General features: G+C 67.8%; 19 protein-coding genes. 11 read left to right on the top strand and 8 right to left on the bottom strand.

Translation table 11 applies throughout. The annotated features are described in order from the left end of the window. Positions 1-31 precede the first annotated feature (31 nt). Both WG901_RS11880 and WG901_RS11875 read left to right on the top strand, forming a co-directional pair. Positions 32-553 carry a DUF924 family protein gene (locus tag WG901_RS11880; RefSeq protein ID WP_339587279.1) on the top strand — a complete coding sequence of 174 codons (522 nt, stop codon included), beginning with the start codon at positions 32-34 and terminating at the stop codon, positions 551-553. After that, the gene (locus tag WG901_RS11875; RefSeq protein ID WP_339587278.1) at positions 550-951 is read left to right on the top strand and encodes a DoxX family protein; all 402 of its coding nucleotides are present in this window, start codon (positions 550-552) and stop codon (positions 949-951) included. The genes WG901_RS11880 and WG901_RS11875 overlap by 4 nt, the downstream gene beginning before the upstream one ends. Here WG901_RS11875 and WG901_RS11870 read toward each other — a convergent pair. Beyond that, positions 948-1,292, bottom strand: coding sequence for a hypothetical protein (locus WG901_RS11870; protein ID WP_339587277.1), 345 nt, complete (start codon positions 1,290-1,292; stop codon positions 948-950). The two genes, WG901_RS11875 and WG901_RS11870, sit on opposite strands and share 4 nt — an antisense overlap. Positions 1,293-1,466: 174 nt before the next feature. Here WG901_RS11870 and WG901_RS11865 point away from each other — a divergent pair, with 174 nt between their 5' ends. After that, positions 1,467-2,768 (top strand): Hsp70 family protein, encoded by a 1,302-nt coding sequence (locus WG901_RS11865; protein WP_339587276.1) that lies wholly within the window; start codon positions 1,467-1,469, stop codon positions 2,766-2,768. A gap of 88 nt (positions 2,769-2,856) precedes the next feature. Next, a complete protein-coding gene (locus tag WG901_RS11860) occupies positions 2,857-3,786 on the top strand; it encodes an alpha/beta fold hydrolase (protein ID WP_339587275.1) in 930 nt (309 codons plus the stop codon). Between the two features lie 27 nt (positions 3,787-3,813). On the opposite strand, the gene guaA is transcribed toward WG901_RS11860, so the two are convergent. Then, on the bottom strand, positions 3,814-5,373 hold the full coding sequence (gene guaA / locus WG901_RS11855) for a glutamine-hydrolyzing GMP synthase (RefSeq protein ID WP_339587274.1): 1,560 nt from the start codon (positions 5,371-5,373) through the stop codon (positions 3,814-3,816). 612 nt (positions 5,374-5,985) lie between these two features. Between guaA and gyrB the strand changes: the two genes are divergently transcribed. Together gyrB and WG901_RS11845 are read left to right on the top strand one after the other, a co-directional pair. Beyond that, positions 5,986-8,505, top strand: a complete 2,520-nt coding sequence (gene gyrB, locus WG901_RS11850; RefSeq protein ID WP_339587273.1) for a DNA topoisomerase (ATP-hydrolyzing) subunit B — start codon at positions 5,986-5,988, stop codon at positions 8,503-8,505. Positions 8,506-8,624: 119 nt separating this feature from the next. Beyond that, the gene (locus WG901_RS11845) at positions 8,625-10,322 is read left to right on the top strand and encodes a bifunctional metallophosphatase/5'-nucleotidase (protein WP_339587272.1); all 1,698 of its coding nucleotides are present in this window, start codon (positions 8,625-8,627) and stop codon (positions 10,320-10,322) included. Here the strand turns inward: WG901_RS11845 and WG901_RS11840 are convergent. Both WG901_RS11840 and lgt read right to left on the bottom strand, forming a co-directional pair. Continuing rightward, positions 10,319-11,368 carry a class I SAM-dependent methyltransferase gene (locus WG901_RS11840; protein ID WP_339587271.1) on the bottom strand — a complete coding sequence of 350 codons (1,050 nt, stop codon included), beginning with the start codon at positions 11,366-11,368 and terminating at the stop codon, positions 10,319-10,321. The two genes, WG901_RS11845 and WG901_RS11840, sit on opposite strands and share 4 nt — an antisense overlap. Continuing rightward, positions 11,365-12,249, bottom strand: coding sequence for a prolipoprotein diacylglyceryl transferase (gene lgt / locus WG901_RS11835; RefSeq protein ID WP_339587270.1), 885 nt, complete (start codon positions 12,247-12,249; stop codon positions 11,365-11,367). Before lgt ends, WG901_RS11840 begins: the two co-directional genes overlap by 4 nt. Positions 12,250-12,371: 122 nt before the next feature. Here lgt and WG901_RS11830 point away from each other — a divergent pair, with 122 nt between their 5' ends. Then, positions 12,372-14,072, top strand: a complete 1,701-nt coding sequence (locus WG901_RS11830; protein ID WP_339587269.1) for a class I adenylate-forming enzyme family protein — start codon at positions 12,372-12,374, stop codon at positions 14,070-14,072. Further along, positions 14,069-16,819, top strand: a complete 2,751-nt coding sequence (locus WG901_RS11825; RefSeq protein ID WP_339587268.1) for a [protein-PII] uridylyltransferase — start codon at positions 14,069-14,071, stop codon at positions 16,817-16,819. Before WG901_RS11830 ends, WG901_RS11825 begins: the two co-directional genes overlap by 4 nt. Here the strand turns inward: WG901_RS11825 and bluB are convergent. The 4 genes from bluB to WG901_RS11805 form a co-directional block, all read right to left on the bottom strand. Further along, a complete protein-coding gene (bluB, locus tag WG901_RS11820; RefSeq protein ID WP_339587267.1) occupies positions 16,816-17,439 on the bottom strand; it encodes a 5,6-dimethylbenzimidazole synthase in 624 nt (207 codons plus the stop codon). The two genes, WG901_RS11825 and bluB, sit on opposite strands and share 4 nt — an antisense overlap. An 8-nt stretch (positions 17,440-17,447) precedes the next feature. Next, complete coding sequence (gene gltX, locus WG901_RS11815) at positions 17,448-18,788, bottom strand: glutamate--tRNA ligase (RefSeq protein ID WP_339587266.1); 1,341 nt, start codon at positions 18,786-18,788, stop codon at positions 17,448-17,450. Further along, the gene (locus WG901_RS11810; protein WP_339587265.1) at positions 18,785-20,440 is read right to left on the bottom strand and encodes an NAD+ synthase; all 1,656 of its coding nucleotides are present in this window, start codon (positions 20,438-20,440) and stop codon (positions 18,785-18,787) included. Before WG901_RS11810 ends, gltX begins: the two co-directional genes overlap by 4 nt. A 105-nt stretch (positions 20,441-20,545) precedes the next feature. Continuing rightward, positions 20,546-20,830, bottom strand: a complete 285-nt coding sequence (locus WG901_RS11805) for a hypothetical protein (RefSeq protein ID WP_339587264.1) — start codon at positions 20,828-20,830, stop codon at positions 20,546-20,548. Between the two features lie 198 nt (positions 20,831-21,028). Here WG901_RS11805 and WG901_RS11800 point away from each other — a divergent pair, with 198 nt between their 5' ends. Genes WG901_RS11800 through WG901_RS11790 form a run of 3 tightly spaced genes read left to right on the top strand, consistent with a single transcriptional unit; the run spans position 21,029 to position 23,999 of the window. After that, positions 21,029-22,036 carry an ArsR/SmtB family transcription factor gene (locus WG901_RS11800; RefSeq protein WP_339587263.1) on the top strand — a complete coding sequence of 336 codons (1,008 nt, stop codon included), beginning with the start codon at positions 21,029-21,031 and terminating at the stop codon, positions 22,034-22,036. Continuing rightward, positions 22,033-22,956, top strand: coding sequence for a methylenetetrahydrofolate reductase (gene metF, locus WG901_RS11795; protein WP_339587262.1), 924 nt, complete (start codon positions 22,033-22,035; stop codon positions 22,954-22,956). The genes WG901_RS11800 and metF overlap by 4 nt, the downstream gene beginning before the upstream one ends. Beyond that, a complete protein-coding gene (locus WG901_RS11790; protein ID WP_339587261.1) occupies positions 22,953-23,999 on the top strand; it encodes a homocysteine S-methyltransferase family protein in 1,047 nt (348 codons plus the stop codon). The genes metF and WG901_RS11790 overlap by 4 nt, the downstream gene beginning before the upstream one ends.

Below are 23,999 nucleotides of genomic sequence, written 5' to 3'. Positions count from 1 at the left end.
GTCCGCCGCCCGACTCCCTTGGGCGGCGGACATGCTGCACTTCTGGTTTGACGATCTGCGCCCGGACCAATGGTTCGGGCGCAATGATTCGGTCGATGCGGCACTGCGCCGCCGCTTCGCCCGCACCCTGGCCATGCTGGGTCGGCAGCCCGTTTGGGCTTTCCTCGGCGATCCGCTGACCGCGCGCGCCGCCGTGCTGCTGTTCGACCAGGTGCCGCGCAACCTGTTCCGCGACGATCCGCGGGCCTTCGCCTACGATCGCCTGGCCCGCGCGATCACCCGCGGGGTCCTGGCCAAGGGCTGGGACCGGGGCATGGCGAAGTCCGCGCGCCATTTCCTCTACATGCCGCTGATGCACAGCGAGGCGATCGCCGACCAGTTGCTCGCGCTCCGGCTCTTCGCCGCGCTCGGCGACAGCAGCACGCTGCACTTCTGCCGCTCGCACGCGCGGATGATAGAGCGCTTCGGCCGCTTCCCGCACCGGAACCCGGTGCTCGGCCGCAAGTCCACCCGCGCCGAGAAGCGTGCAGTCGCCGCCGGAAATTCCTGGTGAGCCGGCGCGATTGGGCTCGCCGGGGCCTCGCGCTGTTCTACGGCCTTGCCGGCGTGCTCCACCTCGTGGCGCCGCACCCCTTCGTCTCGATCGTGCCACCCTGGGTGCCCTTGCCCGAGCTGATCGTCGCGCTGACCGGCCTTGCCGAGATCGCGGGCGCCATCGGCCTGGTCCAGGGCCGCGCGCCGGGCCTGCGCCGGGGCGCCGGCTGGGGGCTCGCGCTCTATGCGCTCTGCGTCTGGCCCGCGAACGTCCAGCACATGCTGCTCGATCTAGCGCGGCCGAGCGGAGGCCTGCCGCTCGCCTACCACGTCCCGCGCCTTGCCGCGCAGCCGCTGCTGATCTGGCTCGCGCTCTGGGTGGGCGGCGCGACCGACTGGCCTTTTCGGCGGCGCTAGCCCCTTTCCTTCGCAAAGACCACGCCGGTGGCCTCTTCGTAGAGCATGACCGTCGTCGCATCGAGGTTGAACGCCGGGTGGATCGGCATCGCCTCGGTATTGCGGTTGGCGAACATGTTCTCGATCACCCAGTCGGGGTCGTCGGTCTCCATGTCGTAGATCGCCAGGTTCTGATTGAGACTCGTTCCCATCGACACCGAGTGCAGCTTGAAACGCTGCGCCGTGGTGAAGCCCGGCAGCGCGACGATGTCGTCGAGATGGCGCCCGGTATACCATTCGTCGAATTCCGCATCCCGGCCCGCAAAGGGCTCGGAGAAGACCAGCATCTTGAAGCGCCGCATCGTTTCTCTCCCGTCTTGTCAGGCCAGGATGCGCAATCGCGGCGCTGCGGTCGATAGCGTACTTCGTCAGCGCGCTTGTCCCAGCCGGCGGCCCAGTGCCTCGCCCGGTGCTTGCCCTGCGCGCGAGCCGGTGCCATAGGCGCCGCCCGCAGCCCGCGCCCGCCGGAGATTCCCATGTCGACCAATGCTGCCGGCCCTGCGCTGGGCCTCGACTTCGGCACGACCAACAGCGTGGTCGCGCGATCGAACGGCTCGCCCTCGCCCGACCTGATCGAATTCGCCGCGCCGCAGGCCACGAGCGCGGTGTTCCGCTCGGCGCTGTCGTTCTGGGAGGACGACAGCGTGCGCGGCGGGCTCGACCACGAAGCCGGACCTTGGGCGATCGCCGAGTATCTCGACTTCCCGCTGGGCAGCCGCTTCATCCAGTCGTTCAAGACCGTCGCCGCGAGCCCGCTGTTCGAACACGCCTCGGTCTTCACCAAGCGCTATCGCTTCGAGGAGCTCGGCGCGAAGTTCCTCGAAAAGCTGGTGAGCCATGCCGGCGGCGCGCTGAGCCAGCGGCCCGAGCGCGTGATCATCGGCCGGCCCGTGTCCTATGCCGGCGCCCGCGCCGATGCCGCGCTGGCGCGTGAGCGCTATGACAAGATGTTCGCGGATTTCGCGCGCGAGATTCACTATGTCTACGAGCCGCTGGGCGCGGCCTTCTCCTACGCTTCACGGCTGACCGAACCCGCGACCTTGCTCGTTGCCGACTTCGGTGGTGGCACGAGCGATTTCTCGATCGTGCGCGTCGCCGAGCCGGGCGCCGCGCGGCGATGCGTGCCGCTGAGCGCCTCGGGCGTGGGCATCGCCGGCGATCGCTTCGATTCGCGCATCGTCGAACGGCTGGTGCTGCCGCTGCTCGGCAAGGGCGGCCTCTATCGCTCGTTCGACAAGGAGCTCGAGATCCCCGCGGGCTTCTTCAACGATTTCGCCGACTGGTCGAAGCTGGCGCTGATGCGCAACCGCCGCACGCTCGACGAACTGGCCAAGCTCCAGCGCGCCGCGCTCGATCCCGAGGCGATCGGCCGGATGATCGCGATCGTCGAGAACGAGCTCGGCTATCCGCTCTACGAGGCGGTCGGCCAGGTGAAGCGCGCGCTCTCGACCGAGAGCCACGCCGAATTCCGCTTCGCCGGCGGCGGGCTCGACATCTCGGCCGACGTCACGCGCGCGCAGTTCGAGGAATGGATCGCCCCCGACGTCGCGCGTATCCAGGCCTGCGTCGACGACGCCCTGGCCAAGGCCGATTTGGGCGCGGAGGCCATCGACCGCGTGTTCCTGACCGGCGGCTCCTCGCTGATCCCGGCGATCCGCCGCCTGTTCGTCGAGCGCTTCGGCGAGGAGCGCATCGCCAGCGGCGGCGAGCTCACTTCCATCGCCCACGGCCTCGCGCTGATCGGCGAGGCGGACAACATCGCCGATTGGGCGAGCTGAGCGCGGGCGCAACGCTCCGTTTACAAGTGCACGCACCGCGATCATTCTCGCGCCGCGGCCGAGTCCCGGCCTGCGGGAGTCCCCGGCCATGAAATCGCTCACCTCGCTTGCCCTGACCTCGCTCGCCGCGCTGTTTCTCGCAAATTCCGCCATGGCAGAGGTCCCGCCTTTCGCCAGCGGCTTCAAGACCGAAACCGTGGCGACCAACGGCACGGACCTGTTCGTGCGCGTCGGCGGGCGCGGCCCCGCGGTGGTGCTGCTCCACGGTTATGGCGAGACGGGCGACATGTGGGCGCCGCTCGCCAATGCCCTGGCCGCCGATCACACCGTCATCGTCCCCGACCTGCGCGGCATGGGCCTCTCGTCACACCCCGCGGCCGGCTACGACAAGGCCACCCAGGCGCGTGACATCGCCGGCCTGCTCGCGCGGCTCAAGATCGATCGCTTCGCGCTGGTCACCCACGACATCGGCAACATGGTCGGCTTCCAGCTCGCCGCGCAGCAGTCCGCGCGCGTCAGCAAGTTCGTCCTGATCGACGCGCCCGTTCCCGGCGTCGGACCTTGGGACGAGGTGCTCAAGATGCCGCTGCTCTGGCACTTCCGCTTCGGCGGCCCCGACATGGAGCGGCTCGTCGCCGGGCGCGAGCGGATCTATCTCGACCGCTTCTGGAACGAGTTCTCGGCCACCCCGGCGCGCTTCGACGAGGCCTCGCGCGCGCACTACGCCAAGCTCTATGCACTACCGGGCGCGATGCATTCGGGCTTCGCCCAGTTCGCCGCCTTCGACCAGGACGCGGTAGACAACCGCGCCTGGCTTGCCAAAGGCGGCAAGCTGGCGATGCCCGTGCTGGCGCTCGGCGGCGAGAAGTCGTTCGGCCCGATGATGGCCACGGTCATGCGCGCGGCGGCGAGCGATGTCACCGGCGGGGTCGTGCCGGACTCTGGCCACTGGATCATGGAAGAGCAGCCGGCAGCGACCGTGGCTCTGGTCGTGCCGTTCCTCAAGGACGCGAAGTAGGCGGCCTGAGTTAGGCCGCCTGCCCGCTCACTCCCACTCGATCGTGCCCGGCGGCTTCGACGTATAGTCGTAGACCACGCGGTTGATGCCCTTGACCTCGTTGATGATCCGCGTCGACACGCGGCTGAGGAAGCTCGCGTCGAACGGATAGATGTCGGCAGTCATGCCGTCGGTCGAGGTGACGGCGCGCAGCGCGCAGACGTTGTCGTAGGTGCGGCCGTCGCCCATCACGCCGACGGTCTTCACCGGCAGCAGCACGGCGAAGGCCTGCCAGATCGCGTCGTAGAGCCCGGCGTTGCGGATCTCCTCGAGGTAGATCGCATCGGCCTTGCGCAGGATGTCGCAGCGCTCGCGCGTGACTTCGCCGGGGATGCGGATGGCGAGGCCCGGACCGGGGAACGGATGGCGGCCGACGAAGACCTCGGGCAGGCCGAGCTCGCGGCCGAGCTCGCGGACCTCGTCCTTGAACAGCTCGCGCAGCGGCTCGACGAGCTGCATGTTCATGCGCTCGGGCAGGCCGCCGACGTTGTGGTGGCTCTTGATCGTCACCGAGGGGCCGCCCGTGAACGAGACGCTCTCGATCACGTCGGGATAGAGCGTGCCCTGTGCGAGAAAGCCGGCGCCGCCGATCTTGTTCGCTTCGGCCTCGAACACGTCAATGAAGGTCTTGCCGATGAACTTGCGCTTCTGCTCCGGATCGGTGACTCCGGCGAGGCCGTTGAGGAACAGCGTGCTCGCGTCGACGTGGACCAGCGGGATGTTGTAGTGGCCGCGGAACAGCGAGACGACCTGCTCGGCCTCGCCCGCGCGCAGCACCCCGCCATCGACGAAGACGCAGGTCAGCTGGTCGCCGATCGCCTCGTGGATCAGCAGCGCGGCGACCGCGCTGTCGACGCCGCCCGACAGGCCGCAGATGACCTTGCCCGAACCGACCTGAGCGCGGATTTCCTCGATCTTGGTCTTGCGGAACTCGGCCATCGTCCAGTCGCCGGTGAGGCCGCAGACGTGGCGCACGAAGTTCTTGAGCAGCTTGCCGCCGTCGGGCGTGTGCACGACTTCGGGGTGGAACTGCATCGCGTAGATGCGCTGCTCGTCGTTGGCGATCACCGCGAAGGGCGCGCCGGGGCTCGAGGCGACGGGGCGGAAGCCGGGGGCGAGGCTGGTGACCTTGTCGCCGTGGCTCATCCACACCTGATGCGTCTCGCCTTCCTTCCACAGGCCGTCGAACAGCACGCAGCCGTCGGCGATCTCGATGAAGGCGCGACCGAACTCACCCGAATCGCCCAATAGCACCTCGCCGCCGAGCTGGTGCATCAGCGCCTGCTGCCCATAGCATATGCCGAGGATCGGTAGGCCGCTGCCGAGGATCGCCTGCGGGATGCGCGGGCCGTTGTCGTCGAGCACCGAGGCCGGCGAGCCCGAGAGGATGATCCCCTTGGGCTGCATCCGCGTGAAGGCGGCTTCGGCCAGCGTGAACGGCGCGATCTCGGAATAGACCCCGGCTTCGCGAACGCGACGCGCGATAAGCTGCGTCACCTGGCTGCCGAAGTCGACGATCAGGATGGAATCCGAAGGCTGTAGGCTCATGGCCAGCCGTTACGCGCGTGCGTGCGAGGTGTCCAGAGGGCGAAGGCGGCAAACCTCCGCCCGCGGCCCGTCCAATTCGCATCCGCAAAAATCACCGCCCGCACGCAATCCTAACCAAGGTAACCTTTTTCTAGGGTTCTTGGACTATATCGCGATCAGCGGCAGAGAATCGCTCGCCTCGGCGACGCATGACCTCGCTTCGCCGATGGTTGCATTTTACGCAACTTCGATTGTTGCTTTTGCGCGTGCAAAAATTACTAACCTAGGTATGTTGCACTTGCGAAACGGGGAAACAAACCCATTTCGCGGGTGGTTATAAAAAACAAGAAAGGTGGAAACATGGAACGCATTTATCGTGCGGTCGGTCTCGCGGTTGCCCTGGGCACCAGCGGTCTGATGTTCGCTCTGACGCTGGCCTGATGCCGGCGCATTCGCTCGTGCCTTGCGGCTGACGGCGGGACATCCCGGACCGCACCCGCAAGGCCGAGTTGCAACGCCTTCACGAAGGCGGATGGAGCCCGCGATTTTCGCGGGCTTTTTCATGCCATCTATCTGTGAATTGACGGCCGAAAACGGGTTCCGCAAGCCCCCCTTCGTGCCTATATGCTGGGCATGGCCAGCACCCCCGAAAACACTCCCAACCAGAACTCCTACGGCGCCGATTCGATCAAGGTCCTCAAGGGCCTCGACGCGGTGCGCAAGCGCCCCGGCATGTACATCGGCGATACCGACGACGGTTCGGGCCTCCACCACATGGTGTTCGAGGTTTCGGACAACGCGATCGACGAAGCGCTGGCCGGTCACTGCGATCTCGTGCTGATCGAACTCAATCCCGACGGCTCGGTCTCGGTCACCGACAACGGCCGCGGCATTCCCACGGGCATCCATGCCGAGGAAGGCGTGTCGGCGGCCGAGGTCATCATGACCCAGCTCCACGCCGGCGGTAAGTTCGACAACACCAACGACGAGAACGCCTACAAGGTCTCGGGCGGCCTCCACGGCGTCGGCGTCTCGGTGGTCAACGCGCTGTCCGAATGGCTCGAACTGACGATCTGGCGCGATGGCGAAGAGCACTGGATGAAGTTCGCCCACGGTGACGCCGTGGAGCCGCTGCGCGTGGTCGGCCCGGCCGCGCCCGGCCAGAAGGGCACGCGCGTGACCTTCCTCGCCAGCACCGACACCTTCAAGAACGTGACCGAGTTCGATTTCGAGAAGCTCGAGCACCGCTATCGCGAACTCGCCTTCCTCAATTCGGGCGTCCGCATCCTGCTGCGCGACAAGCGCCACGAGGAAGTGGCCGAGCACGATCTCTACTACGAGGGCGGCATCGCCGCCTTCGTCGGCTACCTCGACCGCAACAAGACCCCGCTTCTGCCCGATCCGATCGCGATCAGCTCCGAGCGCGACGGCATCGGCATCGACGTCGCGCTCGAGTGGAACGATTCGTATTACGAGAACGTCCTCGCCTTCACCAACAACATCCCGCAGCGCGACGGCGGCACCCATATCGCCGCCTTCCGCGCGGCGCTGACGCGCACGCTCAACTCCTATGCCGAGAAGACCGGCCTCCTGAAGAAGGAGAAGGTCAACCTCACCGGCGAGGACATGCGCGAAGGCCTGACCGCGATCGTCTCGGTCAAGCTGCCCGATCCCAAGTTCTCGTCGCAGACCAAGGACAAGCTCGTCTCGTCCGAAGTGCGCCAGCCGCTCGAGAGCCTGATGGCCGACCGCCTGAGCGAATGGCTCGAAGAGAACCCGGCCAATGCCAAGCAGGTCGTCGGCAAGATCATCGACGCCGCCGCCGCGCGCGAGGCCGCGCGCCGTGCGCGCGAGCTGACCCGCCGCAAGGGCGCGATGGACATCGCCTCGCTGCCCGGCAAGCTGGCCGACTGCCAGGAACGCGATCCCAGCAAGTGCGAACTGTTCCTGGTCGAAGGTGACTCGGCCGGCGGGTCGGCCAAGCAGGGGCGCGACCGTTCGATCCAGGCGATCCTGCCGCTCAAGGGCAAGATCCTCAACGTCGAGCGCGCGCGCTTCGACAGGATCATCTCCTCGAAGGAAGTCGGCACGCTGATCCAGGCGATGGGCACCGGCATCCGCGACGAGTTCAACCTCGAGAAGCTGCGCTACCACAAGATCGTGATCATGACCGACGCCGACGTCGACGGCGCGCACATCCGCACCCTGCTGCTGACCTTCTTCCATCGCCAGATGCCCGACATCATCAAGGCCGGACACCTCTTCATCGCCCAGCCGCCGCTCTACAAGGTCGCCAAGGGCCGCAGCGAGGTCTACCTCAAGGACGGCGCCGCGCTCGATCGCTACCTGGTCGAGGCCGGCACGGCGGGCCGCGTGCTCGAGACCGCGGGCGGTGCGCGCGGTGGCCAGGAGCTCGCAGGCCTGGTCGAACATGCGCTGCGCCTGCGCAGCCTCATGGGCTTCGTGCCACGGCGCTACGATCCGGCGATCGTCGAAGCCCTGGCCCTGGCCGGGGCACTCGATCCCGACCTGTCGCGCGATGCGCGCCAGGCCGCCCTGACTCGCACTGCAGCCTGGCTCGATCGCGGCGATCGCGAGGCCAAGTGGACCGCCGAGCTGACCGAGGATGGCCATGTCGAGATCAACCGCATCTGGCGCGGCGTCACCGACAATCACAAGATCGAGGCGAGCTTCCTGACCAGCGCCGAAGCCCGCAAGCTTTCCAAGCTCGCCGGCGAGCACGCCGAGGTCTATTCGGCCCCGGCACGTCTGGTGAAGGCTGGTACGGCTGCCGAAGAGACGGCCGAACCCGAGCCCACCGTCGACGAGACCGAAGAGGTGCAGGACGCCGCACCCGCGCGCCCGACCACGTCGGACGGCGCGATCACGCGGCCGACACAGCTGCTCGACACGGTACTGGCCGGTGGCCGCAAGGGCCTGTCGATCGCACGCTACAAGGGCCTCGGCGAGATGAATGCCGAGCAGCTCTGGGAAACCACGCTCGACCCCGACAACCGTATCCTGCTGCAGGTGAAGGTCGAGGACGCCGATGTCACCGACGAGATCTTCACCCGCCTGATGGGCGATATCGTCGAACCGCGCCGCGACTTCATCCAGGAGAACGCGCTCAACGTCGCCAATCTCGACGTCTGATCGCGCGTCCTCCGGGACGTCTTGCCAGTGACACAAAGCCGCGCCAGAGCGGGGATATGACGCTTCGCCTCATCCCCGCTCTGGCCGCGGCCCTCCTTGTTTCCGCTTGCGCCGCGCCGATGACCTCGCGCCCTGGCACGCCCGCCACTGCCTCGGCCGATCCCGTCACGGTCGGCATCATCGGCATCAACGATTTCCACGGCGCGCTCGAACCGCCCAAGCAGTCGGTCTTCCTGCCCGATGGCAAGGGCGGCACCGTCGGCATTCCCGCGGGCGGCGCGGCCTGGCTGGCCTCGGCGATCGACGGCGTGCGCGCCAACTACCCGAACAACGTCGTGGTCTCGGCCGGCGACATGATCAGCGCCTCGCAGTTCGCCTCGTCGGTCTACCTCGACGAGCCGACCATCGGCGTGATGAATCGCATCGGCGTGGCGTTCAACGCGGTCGGCAACCACGAGTTCGACCGTGGCCGCCAGGAACTGCTGCGCATGCAGAACGGCGGTTGCGAACAGCACACGGCGCGCCAGCCCTGCCAGCTCGAACGGTTCGCCGGTGCCCAGTTCAAGTACCTCGCGGCCTCCACCAAGACCGAGGACGGATCGCCCCTGTTCCCCGCGACGGGGCTCAAGAGCTTCGGCGAGGGCAGCCGCAAGGTCACCGTCGGCTTCATCGGCCTGACCCTGAAGGGCACGCCCGAGCTGGTCTCGGGCGCGGGCATCAAGGGCCTGACCTTCGCGGACGAGGCCGACACGATCAACGCCGCGGTACCGCAGCTCAAGGCGCGGGGCGCCGATGCCGTGGTCGTGCTGATCCACCAGGGCGGCAAGACCCCGGCGGGCAGCGATCCCAGCGGCTGCAAGGACTTCATCGGCGACATTCAGCCGATCATCGACCGGCTCGATCCGGCGGTCGACGTCGTCGTCTCGGGCCACACGCATTGGGCCTACGTCTGCGACTACGCCGCGATCAATCCGGCCAAGCCCGTGCTGCTGACCAGCGCCGGGGTCTATGGCGAACTGGTCAGCGACATCGAGCTCAAGATCGATCCGGTCTCGCACCGGGTGGTGAGCAAGCGCGCACGCAACGTCGTGGTCCAGTCGCTGCCCTATGTCGCTTCGCGCGGCCCCGTGCCGAACAGCGACCTCGTCCCCGTTATCCAGCCGCGCGCCGATGTCGGCGAATATGTCGCGCGCTATGTCGATGCGGCCAAGAAGTTCTCCGAGCGGACGATCGGCAGGCTCGGGGGCCCGGCGGCGCGGCGCGAGATCGGCGACGTCGACTACGGCGGCCCGCTGGCGAGCCTGATCGCCGACGGCCAGCTTGCCGCGACGCGCGAGGCCGGCGCACAGATCAGCTTCATGAACGCCTTCGGCGTGCGCGCGCCGCTCGTCCCTGCGGCCGACGGCAGCGTCTCCTTCGGCATGATCTATGCGACCCAGCCGTTCAACAACCAGCTCGTCACGATGACGATCAGCGGCGCCGAGCTGAAAGCCGTGCTCGAACAGAGCTTCATCGACAGCGGCCCCGAACAGTTCCTGACGCCCTCGGCCGGCTTCACCTACACCGTCGACCGCAAGGCCGCCCCGGGTTCGCGCGTCTCGGCAATGAGGCTGAACGGCAAGGCGATCGATCCCAAGGCGGATTACCGCATCTCCGTCAGCGACTTTCTGTCCAACGGCGGGGACGGCTTCTCGGTCTTCGCACGGCAGCGCGACAAGGTGCGCGGCACGACCGACATCGATGCGCTGGAAGCGTGGATCAGGGCCGTGCCCGTGCGCGCCGTGCCCAGCGAGCGTCGCGTCCTCGAAAAGCGCTAGAAGCCCGCGCCGTCGGGCCAGCCTGGCGCGGCCAGGCCCATGACCTTGAACAGGGCGCCCATCTGATCGGGCGCGACGAGGCGATCGCGCGCCGTAACTATGCTCTCGGCCTGATCGGGGGCCGAACGAGCCAGCGCCTGCGCGCGCGCGTCGATGCCCAACGCCTGCAGCCAAGCGCCTTGTTCGGCGGTGCCAAGCCAACGCGCTCCGCCGGCGCGCGCCACGTCGGCCAGGGTCGCGAAATCGACGAGCGCCGTGAGATCGGCCTCGCCCGGATCGACGAAGGGATCGACCTTCTGGTGTGCGCGCACCGCCTGCAATGTGGAGCCCGTGCGGAACTGGGCATGGCCATAGTCGACGAACAACGCCGCCCCGCCCTGCGCCGCGAGCCGCCGTGCAACCTCGTCGACCACCGCGGCGGCGCCCGGGCAGGTCTCGATGATCGTGCCCGGTTCAGCTTCGCGCAGCTCTTCCGGCACGGCCACGTCCATCGGGCGGTCGCCGATTACCGGACGGAACGCTCCCGCCTCGCAGCCCACCATACGCTCGCGCCAGCCCGTCTCGCCACGCACGAGCTGACGCACGGGCAAGGCATCGAGGAATTCGTTGGCGACGAGCAGTATCGGCGCGTCCTCGGGCAAGGTAGAAAGATCGTCATGCCATTGCGCCGTGGGCACCGCCTGACGCTGGACGGCGCGCAAGGCCGGCGACCCCTCGACGAAATGGACCTGCGGCGCGAGGCCTGCCTTGGCCGCCGCGCGCAGGGCGTCGCGCGCGAGAGTGCCGCGACCAGGACCGAGCTCGACATAGTGGACCGCCGCCGGCGCCCCCGCACGCTGCCACAGGTCGGCCAGCCACAGCCCGACGAGTTCGCCGAACATCTGGCTGATCTCGGGCGCGGTGACAAAATCGCCGGCAACACCCAGGGGATCACGCGCCGCATAGTAGCGGGTGTTGGCTTCACCCATGTATTGCAGGATGCTGATCGGGCCGAAGCTGGCGATGAGCCGGGCGAAGACCGTCGACAGCGACTCCTTCCCGCTCATGCCGGAGCGGCCACCTCCGCGGCGCCGAGCGGCCGGCGGGTGAGCGCGCGCACGACGAAGAACAGGCCGAGCAGGATCAGCGGCACGGTCAGCCACTGACCCATCGACAGGCCCGTGCGCACGGCGAATTCCTGGAGCTGCGCGTCAGGCTCGCGGAAGAACTCGACGACGAAGCGCGCGAGCGCGATGCCGAAGGTGAAGACGCCGACGAGCAGGCCCTTGCGCCAGCGCGCGCGCGTCTTCCAGAACAGCAGCAGCATCACGACGATCAGCACTGCGCCCTCGAGCGCGGCCTCGTAGAGCTGGCTCGGATGGCGCGGCAGCGTGCCACCGTCGGGAAAGACCATGGCCCAGGGCACGCCCGTGGCGACGCGACCCCAGAGCTCGCCGTTGACGAAATTCGCAAGGCGGCCGAACAGCATGCCGAAGGGCACGCAGACCGCGATGTAATCGCCGACCCTTACGAAATCGAGCTTGTTGCGCCACGACACCCAGGCCATCGCCAGGACCGTGCCGATCAGCCCGCCGTGGAAGCTCATGCCGCCGTTCCACAGCTTGAGCAGCTCGCCCGGATGCGCCCAGAGGCTGGGAATGCCGGTGTCGCCGCCCGTGTAGAACGTCGCATAGCCGAGCCGCCCGCCCAGAATGATGCCGAGCGTACAGTAGAAGAACAGGTCGTCGGCATGGCGCTGTGCCATCGGTGCGCCGGGCGCCTTGATCATCCGCGTCAGGTGCCAGTAGCCGAGGACGATGCCCGCAAGATAGGCGAGGCTGTACCAGCGCAAGGTGAAGAAGCCGAGGTCGATGCCACGGGTCAGGCCCAGGTCGACCCAGTGGATCGGCGCACCGGCGGTCGCTGCAGCGGAAAGCAAGGACAACAAAGGTTTAACCCCATCGACGTATAGTTGCGGAAAGCGCGTTTCCGCTTGGCCTTCTGGCATAGCGGCTGCCGCGATGTAAGCCGGCTTTTGACCGGCGTCTAACAGGGATGAAAAGCGGGCGCATGCCGAGCGAACTCGATCAGCGATTGACGGCCACCACAGCGCGCGTCACCGCTCCTGGCACGCCTTTCGAGATCGGATTTCTCGATCGCAGCGGCGCGCTGCTGCCCGTCTTTGCCGAGGCACCCGCCACTCTACCCGATCTGTTCGCCAAGTTCTGCGCCGAGCACGGCGATGCCGAATTCCTCGTCGATGGCGACGTGCGGCTGACTTTCACGCAGACTCACGCGCTCGCCAACCGGGTCGCGGCAGGGCTGATCGCGCGCCACGGCCTGCGCTGCGGCGACCGTGTCGGTCTCGCCGCGCGCAATTCGGCGAACTGGATCGTGCTCTACATGGGCATCCTGATGGCGGGCGGCAGCGTCGCGCTGCTCAACGGCTGGTGGACCGGCGACGAACTGGTCGGCGGTGTCGCCCTGGCCGGATGCTCGCTGGTGCTCGCCGATCCGGCACGAGCCGACCGGCTCGCCGGTGTCGCGTCGGCAGTGCAGGTCGTGTGCTTCGAGCACGGCCGGCCCGAGACCGGCCTTGCGGCCGTGCTCGACAGCGGCCGCGCCTCGCCACGGTTGCCTTCGCCGTCGGCCGACGATCTCGCCACGATCGTCTTTACCTCGGGATCGACGGGCACGGCCAAGGCCGCGGCCTCCGATCATCGCGCCGTCGTCCAGGCCACGTACAATTTCGGGGTCGCGAGCCAGGTCGTCGCGGACGCCCTGACGCCGGCGGGAGCATCTCCTGTCCCGGCGTCGGCGCTGGTCACCGTGCCGCTGTTTCACGTCACCGGCGAGATCGCGGTATTCCTCCAGAGCTTCCTGATCGGCCGCCGGCTGATCATCATGCCCAAATGGGACGCGCGCGACGCGATGCGGCTGATCGAGCAGGAGCGGATCACCTTCTTCGCCGGCGTGCCGACGATGGGCGTCGAGATCGCCAATCATCCGGCCCGGCGCGACTACGACCTGTCGAGCTGCGTCACCTTCGTCGCCGGCGGCGCCCCGCGGCCGGTGCAGCACCTCGACGATCTGCGCGGATCGCTGGCGCATGCCGCGCATGTCTTCGGCTACGGCCTGACCGAGACGAATTGCGTCGGAAGCTGCAACATCGGCGACAACTATGCGGCCAAGCCGCGCAGTTCGGGGCAGGCCAGCCTGCCGCTCGCCGAAATCGCCATTCTCGGCCCCGACGGCGCATCGCTGCCGCCGGGCCTGCGCGGCGAGATCGCGGTGCGATCGGTCTGCAACATCCGCGAGTATCTGGGCAATCCCGCCGAGACCGCCGCCGCGCTGCGCGACGACGGCTTCTTCCTCACCGGCGACCTCGGCTATCTCGACGCAGACGGCTATCTCTTCGTCGTCGCGCGGCAGAAGGATATCATCATCCGCGGCGGCGAGAACATCGCCAGCGCCGAGGTCGAACAGGCGCTCTGCGCGCATCCCGGCGTATCCGAGGCCAGCGTCTTCGGCCTGCCGCACGCGCGCTACGGCGAGGTGCCGGTCGCGGTCTATGCGATCCGCGATGGCCACCGCCTGAGCGAGGAAGAACTGCGCGCGCATCTCGAGGCGCGCATCGCCGCCTTCAAGGTTCCCGTGCGTCTCTGGCGCGAGAACAGCGCGTTGCCGCGGCTCGGCAGCGAAAAGATCGACAAGCAGGGTTTGAAAGCCCGCTATTCGCGGGACTGGGAAGGCGCTAAAGGCGCTCTATGAGCGCATCGCGGATACCCAACCAGCGTGCCATCGTCGACCGGCGCGCCCTGACCGATGCGATCGGCGAAGCGGTCGCGGAAAAAGGCAGCGGCGCCGCCGCACGGCAGCGCGTGGTCGAACTTTTGCGCGCCACGCTCGCCGCCGGTCGTACCGAGATCGCGCGCCGCCTCGCCGACAAACCCTCGGCCGGGCACGACGTCGCCGAGGCACAGGCCTTCCTGATCGACCAGATCGTCCGCATCATCCACGATCACGTCGTCGGCGACGTCTATCGCGCGAGCAACCGCTCGTCGGGCGAGCGGCTGACGATCATGGCCGTCGGTGGCTATGGCCGCGGCGAGATGGCGCCGCATTCGGATCTCGACATCGCCTTCCTCACGCCGATCAAGGCCACGGCCTGGTGCGAGCAGGTGATCGAGGCAATCCTCTATTTCCTTTGGGATCTGGGGCTCAAGGTCGGCCATTCGAGCCGCTCGCTGAGCGAGATGGTGCGCATGTGCCGCTCCGACCTGACGATCCGCACGGCCATGCTCGAAGGCCGCTACGTCTGGGGCGACCAGCCGCTGTACGAGGAAGGCACGCGCCGCTTCTGGGCCGAGGTCGTCGCCGGGACCGAGCGCCAGTTCGTCGCCGAGAAGCTTGCGGAGCGCAACGATCGCCACAAGCGGCTGGGTGACAGCCGCTATGTCGTCGAACCCAACGTCAAGGAGGGCAAGGGCGGGCTGCGCGACCTCCACACGCTCTACTGGATCGGCAAATACATCCACAAGGTGCGCGACGTCAGCGAACTCGTCACAGTCGGCCTGCTGAGCCAGGACGAGTACCGCGCCTTCCGCCGCGCCGAATCGTTCTTCTGGGCTGTGCGCTGCCACCTCCACACGATCACCAACCGTGCCGAAGACCGCCTGACCTTCGACCTGCAGCGCGAAGTGGCGCTGCGGATGAATTTCTCCGACCGACCGGGGAAGAGCCCGGTCGAGCGCTTCATGCAGTATTTCTTCCTGCAGGCCAAAGTCGTCGGCAACCTCACCGGACTGTTCCTCGCCCAGCTCGACGAGCAGTTCGCCAAGCAGCCGCGCGGGCTGCTCGCCGGCTTCCGCGCGAGACCGCGCATGGTAAAGGGCTATCGCGTCTTCGGCGGCAAGATCCAGGCGCTGGGCGACGACTGGTTCGAACAGGATCCGGTGCGTCTGCTCGAGATCTTCGTGATCGCCGACAGCGAGGGGCTCGAGATCCATCCCGAGACCATGCGCCTCGTCGGCCGCGACGCGCGCCTGATCAACGGCGACACGCGCAAGGACCCGCGCGCCAATGCGTTGTTCCTCGACCTGCTGACCAGCCGCAAGGATCCCGAGACCGTGCTGCGCTGGCTCAACGAGGCCGGCGTGTTCGGCCGCTTCATCCCCGATTTCGGCCGCGTAAACGCGCAGATGCAGTTCGACATGTATCACCATTACACGGTCGACGAGCACACGATCCGCGCGATCGGGCTGCTGGCGCGGATCGAGAAGGGCGAGCTCAAGGCGGATCATCCGCTAGCCCATGCGATCGTCCACAAGATCCAGTCGCGCCGCGCGCTCTATTGCGCGGTGCTGCTGCACGACATCGCCAAGGGCCGCGGCGGCGACCATTCGGTGCTGGGCGCCGAGATCGCCAGGCGGCTCTGCCCGCGGCTGGGGCTCGACACGGCGGAAACCGATCTCGTCGCCTGGCTCGTGCGCTATCACCTGCTGCTCTCGGCCACCGCGCAGAAGCGTGACCTCGCCGACTGGAAGACGATCTCGGACTTCGTCGAACAGGTCCAGTCTATCGAGCGGCTGCGCCAGCTCACCCTGTTGACGATCGTCGACATCCGCGCGGTCGGTCCGGGCACCTGGAACTCCTGGAAGCGCCAGCTCATCGGCGAGCTCTACCACGCCGCCGAGGAACGCCTGCGCCTGGGCCACGTCCGCCACGGCCGCGAGGAGCGCGTGGCTGCCAAAAAAGCGCGCGTTGCCGAACGGATGGGCAATCAAGCCGCGCTGGTCGAAGGTGTCGGCTCGCAGCTCGTCGATGCCTACTGGATCGCCGAGCCCGAGGACATCATCGTGATGAACCTCGAGCAGCTCGCCGCCGCGGGCGCGGCGCCGCTGACGATCGCCACCGAATACTACGCGGCGCGCGGCGCGACGCTCGTCACCGTGGTCGCGGCCGACCATCCGGGTCTGTTCTACCGCATCGCCGGCGGCATCCACCTGGCCGGCGGCAACATCATCGACGCGCGCATCCACACGGCCAAGAACGGCATGGCGGTCGACAACTTCCTGGTCCAGGACCCGCTCGGCCGCCCCTTCATGGAGGACAGCCAGCTCGCGCGGATCAAGTCGACGATCGAGGATGCGCTGGCCAACCGCGTCAAGCTCGTGCCGCAGCTCGCCGCCCGCCCGCTCGCCCGGCCGCGCGCCGATGCTTTCGAGGTGCGCCCGCGGGTCGAGTTCGACAACAAGGCGTCGAATCGCTTCACCGTGGTCGAGGTCAACGCGCGCGATCGCCCGGCGCTGCTCAATCGCCTGGCGCGCGCGCTGTTCGAGGCGCGGCTGATGGTCCACTCGGCGCACATCGCCACCTACGGCGAGCGCGCCGCCGACACCTTCTACGTCACCGACCTGCTCGGCGAGAAGATCGATGCGGCACCACGGCTCAAGGCGGTCGAGAAGAAGCTGCTCGAAGCCGCGAGCGAGGATTCGGTCGAGGTCGAAGCGGCCTAACGCGTTTCCCAGGTGCTGGCGGTGTTCTCCTGCCAGTCGACGCGGTGGAGCAGCGGCGTGTCGTCGTCCGCGCGCAGCGGATAACCCAAGCACAGATAGGCCGAAAAATGCCAGTCTGCGGGCGCGGCGAACAGGCGCGTCATCGCTTCTGGATCGAGGATCGAGACCATGCCGAGCCCGAGGTTCTCCGCACGCGCCGCCAGCCACAGCGTGTATATCGCCATCGCGGTCGACTGTCCGAGCGTCTCGGGCATCGACTGCCGACCGAGCCCGTCGCCCTCCTCGGGATCGAGCGCAGTGAAGACCGCGAGTTGCAGCGGCGCAGAATCGAGCCCGGCGAGGACCAAGCGCTCGTATTCGGCGCGACGCTCGTCATAAGCGGCCGCAGCCGCGAGGTTGGTCGTCTCGAACTGCTGCCGGACCTGGGCACGCAGCGCCGCGTGCTCGACCCGGATCACGCGCCAGGGCCGCGAATTGCCGACCGAGGGCGAGAGGTCCATCGCCTCGTGCAGCCGCGCGATCAGGTCCTCGGGAACCGGGTCCGTGCGGAACTCGCGAACGTCGCGTCGCCAGGCGAGCAGGCGGTGGAAGACTTCGCGGTCGGGTGGGGTGAACTGCATCGCGGCCGTCAGGCGGTCGCGGCCAGCCGCAACCGTTCGACCGCCGCCTCGCGCCCGATCAGCGGCAGTAGCGCCGCCATGTCGGGGCCATGATCGCGGCCGGTCAGCGCCTGGCGCAGCGGCAGAAACAGAAGCTTGCCTTTGCGTCCCGTGGCCTGCTTGAGCTCGCCAGTCAGCTCCTGCCAGACACCGTCGCTCCACTGCACGGCGGCGAGCGTATCGGCGGCGAGTTCGAGATAGCCCTTGGTCTCGCCGTCGAAGGCTGGCGTCGCTACCGAACCGGTGACGATCTGCCACCACTCGCCCGCCTCGCCGATATGCGCGAGGTTCGGGCGGACGGCGTCCCAGCCGGCTTCGCTCATGCCCTCGGGCAATAGGTGTGCGACGCGGGCGAAGGGCAGGCCGTGCACGATCGCCGCGTTGATGCGCTGCAGTTCGACTTCGTCGAAGCGCGCGGGCGCGCGGCCGAAGTGCGAGAGGTCGAAGCTGCCCGCGAGCGTCTCGGCATCGAGCGCAGGATCGACCGGGTCGGAGGTGCCGAGCCGTGCCAGCAGCGCGATCAGCGCTTCGGGCTCGATGCCCGCTTCGCGCAGTTCGGCCATGCCCAGCGAACCGAGCCGCTTCGACAGCTTACCCTCGGTGCCGACGAGCAGCGCCGCATGGCTGAAGTTCGGCGCGGGCGCGCCAAGCGCGGCGAACATCTGCAACTGGACCGCAGTGTTCGAGACGTGATCCTCGCCGCGCAGCACGTCGGTTACGCCCATGGCGACGTCGTCGATCACCGAGGGCAGCATGTAGAGCCAGGAATCGTCGGCGCGGCGGACGACCGGATCGGACATCTGCCTGGCATCGAAATGCTGCGGCCCGCGAATGCCGTCGGTCCATGCGATCGGACTGTCGTGATCGAGCAGAAAACGCCAGTGCGGCCGCTCGCCACCGGCCCACTTGGCGGCGTGATCGGATTCGGTCAGCGCCAGCGCGGCCCGGTCGTAGATCGGCGGCAGGCCGCGGCCGAGCAGCACCTTGCGCTTGAGTTCCAATTCCTGCGCGCTCTCGTAGCAGCGATAGACGCGCCCCTCTTCGCAGAGGCGCGCGAATTCGCGCTCGTAAAGATCGAAGCGCGCTGACTGCCGCTCCTCGCCGTCGGGCACGAGCCCGAGCCAGGCGAGATCCGCGCGGATCGCCTCGACATATTCCTCCTTGCTGCGCTCGGCATCGGTGTCGTCGATGCGCAGCAGGAAACGGCCGCCATGTTTCTTGGCGAGCAGCCAGTTCTGCAGCGCCGTGCGGACATTGCCGACATGGAGCGTGCCCGTGGGCGAAGGCGCGAAGCGGGTGACCGTGCTCATGCCGTGCGGAACGCGTGGGTGATCGGGTAGCGGCGATCACGGCCGAAGTTGCGCGTGCCGAGCTTGACCCCCGGCGGCGCCTGGCGGCGCTTGTATTCGGCGAGGTGGAGCAGACGTTCGATGCGCGTCACCGTCGGCTTGTCGAAGCCTTCGCCGACGAGCTGGTCGACGCTCTTGTCGTGCTCGACGAGGCCGAGCAGGATCGGATCGAGCACTTCGTAGGGCGGCAGCGAATCCGAATCCTTCTGGTCGGGGCGCAGCTCGGCACTCGGCGGTTTGACGATGATGTTCTCGGGAATGACCACGCCGTCGCGACCGAGGCCGATCTTCGGGCGGCGCTGGTTGCGCCACTTCGAGATCGCGAAGACGGTCATCTTGTAGGCGTCCTTGATCGGGTTGTAGCCGCCCGCCATGTCGCCGTAGATCGTCGCATAGCCGACGCTCATCTCGGACTTGTTGCCCGTGGTCATCAGCATGTGGCCGAACTTGTTCGACAGCGCCATCAGGGTCACGCCACGGATGCGCGACTGCAGGTTCTCCTCGGTGATGTCGACCGCCTTGTCGGCGAAACTGTCGGCGAGCATCGCGTCGAAGCCTTCGACCGCCGGCTGGATCGGGATCACGTCATGGCGGATGCCGAGCGCCTTGCAGCAGTCGGCCGCGTCGTCGAGGCTTTCCTGGCTGGTGAAGCGGCTCGGCAGCATCACTGCCCAGACCCTCTCGGGCCCCAGCGCATCGGCGGCGATCGCCGCGCAGATCGCGCTATCGATGCCGCCCGACATGCCGAGTACGACGCCGGGGAAGCGGTTGCGATCGACATAGTCGCGCAGCGCCATGGTCATCGCGCAGTAGATGTCCTCGGGATGATCGGCGAGCTGGGCGATCTCGCCGCGGTCGCAGCGCCAGCCCTGCGCGGTCTTGGTCCAGCGCGTCTCGACCGACTGCTCCTCCCAGTCGCGCATCTGCACGGCGAGGCCGCCGTCGCCGTTGACCACGAAGGAGGCGCCGTCGAACACGATCTCGTCCTGGCCGCCGACGCGGTTGAGATAGGCGAGCGGCAGGCCGGTATCGACCGCGCGGCGCTTGGCGACGCCGTCGATGCGCAGCGTGTCCTTGTCGATCTCGTAAGGGCTGCCGTTGATGCAGACGAAGATCTCGGCGCCGAAATCGGCGAGGTGACGGCAGACGTCGGGCTGCCAGATGTCCTCGCAGATCGGTACGCCGATCATGGTCCCGCGCACGATGATCGGCTCGGGCAGCGGGCCTGGCTGGAACAGCCGCATCTCGTCGAAGGTGCCGTAGTTGGGCAGCTCGCGCTTGAACCGCGTCGCGGCGATCTTGCCCTGGTCGAGCAGGGCGACGCCGTTGTGCAGCGCGCCGTCGCGGATGAAGACCGAGCCGACGAGCATTGCCGGGCCGCCGTCGTTGGTCGCCTGCGCCAGCTTCTCGAGCTCGGCCTGGGCGCGCTCGATCAGCGCGGGCTTGAGGATCAGGTCTTCGGGCGGATAGCCGATCAGCTGCAGCTCGGGAAAGGCGATCAGGTCAGAGCTGCGCGCCTTGGCGCGCGCGGCCAGCATGCCCGCGGCATTGCCGGCCAGGTCGCCGACCGACTGGTTGAGCTGGGCGAGCGTGATCTTGAGCGTATCGGGCATGACGGCCTGATGCCGCCTCCCCCAACCGCATGCAAACAAAAAGCCCTCCCGTCGGGGAGGGCTTCGTGTCCGCTCTCTGCCGAGGCGAAGCGCTAGCCTGACGGCTTACTTCTTCTCGGCTTCGGTCTTCTTCTCGGCCGCCGTGGTGGCGGCTTCGGCCGCGCCCGAGGCAGCAGCGCCAGCCTCAGAGGCCGCGGCGGCGGCATCGCCGGCCGCTTCCGAAGCGTCAGCCACCGGGGTCGCGCCGGCATCGGCAGCGTTCACCGCTTCCTCGGCAGGCATCTCGACGTTCTCGGCCTGGGCCGCCTCGCTGGCCTTGTCCGAGCTGCCGCAGGCCGACAGCGCCAGCGCGGCGACGGAAGCGAATGCGGCGTAAGCGATCTTATTCATGCTAATCCCTTTTCGACTGGCGTGACGCAGTGCGGCCACGATCCGTGGAAAACCGCCCCCCTGCGGGGGCGGACACTAGTCGAGCCTCCAATACATCGCAAACGGCAATGGTTCCCGGTAGAAGCCCCCACGCCACGTAGTTCTACCTAAATCGGCCGGGTTGAAGTCATATAAAGATTTCTTTATATGATACTCGCAATGAAGATCGATCCCCTCCTTCGCGCGCTGGCAGACCCGACGCGACTGCGCATCATGCGCCTGCTCAGCGCCATGGAGCTGGCGGTGGGAGAGCTTGCCCAGGTTCTAGGGCAAAGCCAGCCGCGCGTCTCGCGCCACGTGCGCATTCTCTGCGACGCGGGTCTGGCCGAGCGGCGCAAGGAAGGCTCCTGGGTGTTCCTGCGCAGCGCCATCGGCGAACATCGCGCACCCCCGTTGGGCGCTGCTGCGGCGGGACTGCTCGCCGCGGCCGAGCGTGACGATGCCGGCTTCGCCGCGCGCTGCGGCGAGGACCGCCGCCACCTCGCAGCGATCCGCGCCTCACGCGAGACCAGCGCCGAAGCCTATTTCGCGCGCCATGCCGAGGAGTGGGACACGCTCCGCTCGCTGCATTCGCCCGACGGCCCGGTCGAGGCCGCGCTGGCACGCGCGCTCGGCGCCATGAGCGATGGGGGCAATCTCGGCGAGCTGCTCGACATCGGCACGGGCACGGGCCGCATGGCCGAACTCTTCGCGCCGCGCGCCAGCCACGTCACCGGGCTCGACAAGAGTCCCGAGATGCTGCGCATCGCCCGCGCCCGGCTGCAAAACATCCCGGCCGAGCAGGTCTCGCTGGTCCAGGGCGAATTCGCCGCCCTGCCTTTCGCCGACGCCAGCTTCGACACGGTGCTGTTCCACCAGGTGCTGCACTATGCGCTCGAGCCCGAAGGCGCGCTGGCCGAAGCGGCGCGCGTCGCGCGACCCGGCGGGCGCATCGCCGTAGTCGACTTCGCCGCGCATGATCGCGAAGAGCTGCGCGAGCGGCATGCCCATGCCCGCCTCGGCTTCTCCGACGAGCAGATGCTGGCGCTGCTGAGCGACGCCGGGCTCCAGCCCGAGCCTGCGATCGCACTGCCCGGCACGCCGCTGACGGTAAAAATCTGGACGGCGCGCCAGGATACGCGCAGGAGCCCCGACATGAATTCCGAGACAAAGGCCGTCGCCCGATGAGCACCCTACCGGCCGTCGAAAACTATCGCGCCCACGCCACACCGCTGTTCGCCGACGTTGCGGGCGACATCGACGTGTCCTTCGAATTCTTCCCGCCCAAGACCGAGAAGATGGAAGAGACCTTGTGGGAGTCGATCGAGACGCTCTCGCCGCTCAATCCGCGCTTCGTCTCGGTGACCTATGGCGCCGGCGGCTCGACGCGCGAACGCACGCACAACACCGTCGCGCGGATCGCCCGCGAGACCGCGATCCCGGCCGCCGCCCATGTGACCTGCGTCGCCGCGACCAAGGACGAGATCGACCGTATCGCCGACGATTACTGGAACGCGGGCGTGCGCCACATCGTCGCGCTGCGGGGCGATCCGCCGACCGCGGGTGAGAAGTACGCGACCCATCCAGGCGGTTACGAGAACGCCGCCGACCTCGTCGCCGGGCTGACCAGGCTGCACCCCTTCGAGATCTCGGTCGCCGCCTATCCCGAGTGCCACCCGGATTCGCCGCACGCCGCGGCCGATCTCGACAACCTCAAGCGCAAGATCGACAACGGCGCGACGCGCGCGATCACGCAGTTCTTCTTCGAACCCGACACCTTCTTCCGCTTCCGCGACGATGCCGCGAAGGCGGGGATCGAGGCCGAGATCGTGCCCGGCATCATGCCGGTGATGAACTATGCCTCCGTCGTGCGCATGTCGGGCATGTGCGGCACCGATGTCCCCGGCTGGATGGAGCGCCTGTTCGAAGGCCTCGACGATCGCCCGGCCGCGCGTCAGCTCGTATCCGCGACGCTCGCAGCCGAACTCTCGCGCCGGCTCTATGCCGGCGGCGTCCGCCAGTTCCATTTCTACACCTTGAACCGCGCCGAGCTGGCCTATGCCATCTGCCACCTGCTCGGCGTGCGGCCCCAGGAGAAAAGCGCATGAGCGCCGAACAGGACTTCCGCAAAGCCGCGGCCGAACGCGTGCTCGTGTTCGACGGCGGCTACGGCACCTCGATCCAGAAGTTCAAGCTTGAGGAGGCCGACTATCGCGGCACCCTGGACCTGCCGATGGACCAGAAGGGCAACAACGACCTGCTCTGCCTGACGCGGCCGGACATCATCAAGGGCATCCACACCGCCTATTTCGAGGCCGGTGCCGACATGGTCGAGACGAACACCTTCTCGAGCACCAAGATCGCCATGGCCGACTACGGCTGCGAGCACCTGGTCTGGGAGATCAACGTCGCCGCCGCCAAGCTGGCGCGCGAGGCCGCCGAGGAAGCCCAGGCCAAGGACGGCCGCCGCCGCTTCGTCGCGGGTTCGATCGGCCCGACCAACAAGACGCTGTCGCTCTCGCCCGACGTCAACGATCCGGGCTTCCGCGAGGTCGACTACGACGGCCTCAAGGCCGAATATCGCGAACAGTGCGACGCGCTGATCGCCGGCGGGGTCGACTTTCTGCTGATCGAGACCTGCTTCGACACCTTGAACGCCAAGGCCGCGGGCATGGCCGCGCGCGAAGCCGAGGCGGCATCGGGCCGAGAAGTGCCGCTGATGGCCTCTTTCACGATCACCGACATGAGCGGGCGCAACCTCTCGGGCCACACGATCACCGCCTTCTGGTATGCGCTGCGGCACCTGAAGCCGCTGACCATCGGTGCCAACTGCGCTTTCGGCGCCGACCTGATGCGCCCCTATCTGACCGAGCTGGCCAAGACCTCGGACACGCTGATCCTCGCCTATCCCAACGCCGGCCTGCCCAACGAGCTGGGCCAGTACGACGAACTGCCCGAGAAGACCGCGACCTTGATCGGTGACTGGATCGACGGCGGACTGGTCAATGCGGTCGGCGGCTGCTGCGGCACCACGCCCGAGCACATCGCGGCGATCGCCCGCGCCGTGGCCAGCGCCAAGCCACGGGCGGTGCCGGTGCTCGAGCCGGTGACACGCCTCGCGGGGCTCGAACCTTTCGTGATGGCGGCGTAA

The organism is Novosphingobium anseongense (assembly GCF_037482895.1).
Taxonomy (GTDB): Bacteria; Pseudomonadota; Alphaproteobacteria; order Sphingomonadales; family Sphingomonadaceae; genus Novosphingobium; species Novosphingobium anseongense.
This window is presented reverse-complemented; position numbering and strand designations above follow the sequence as displayed.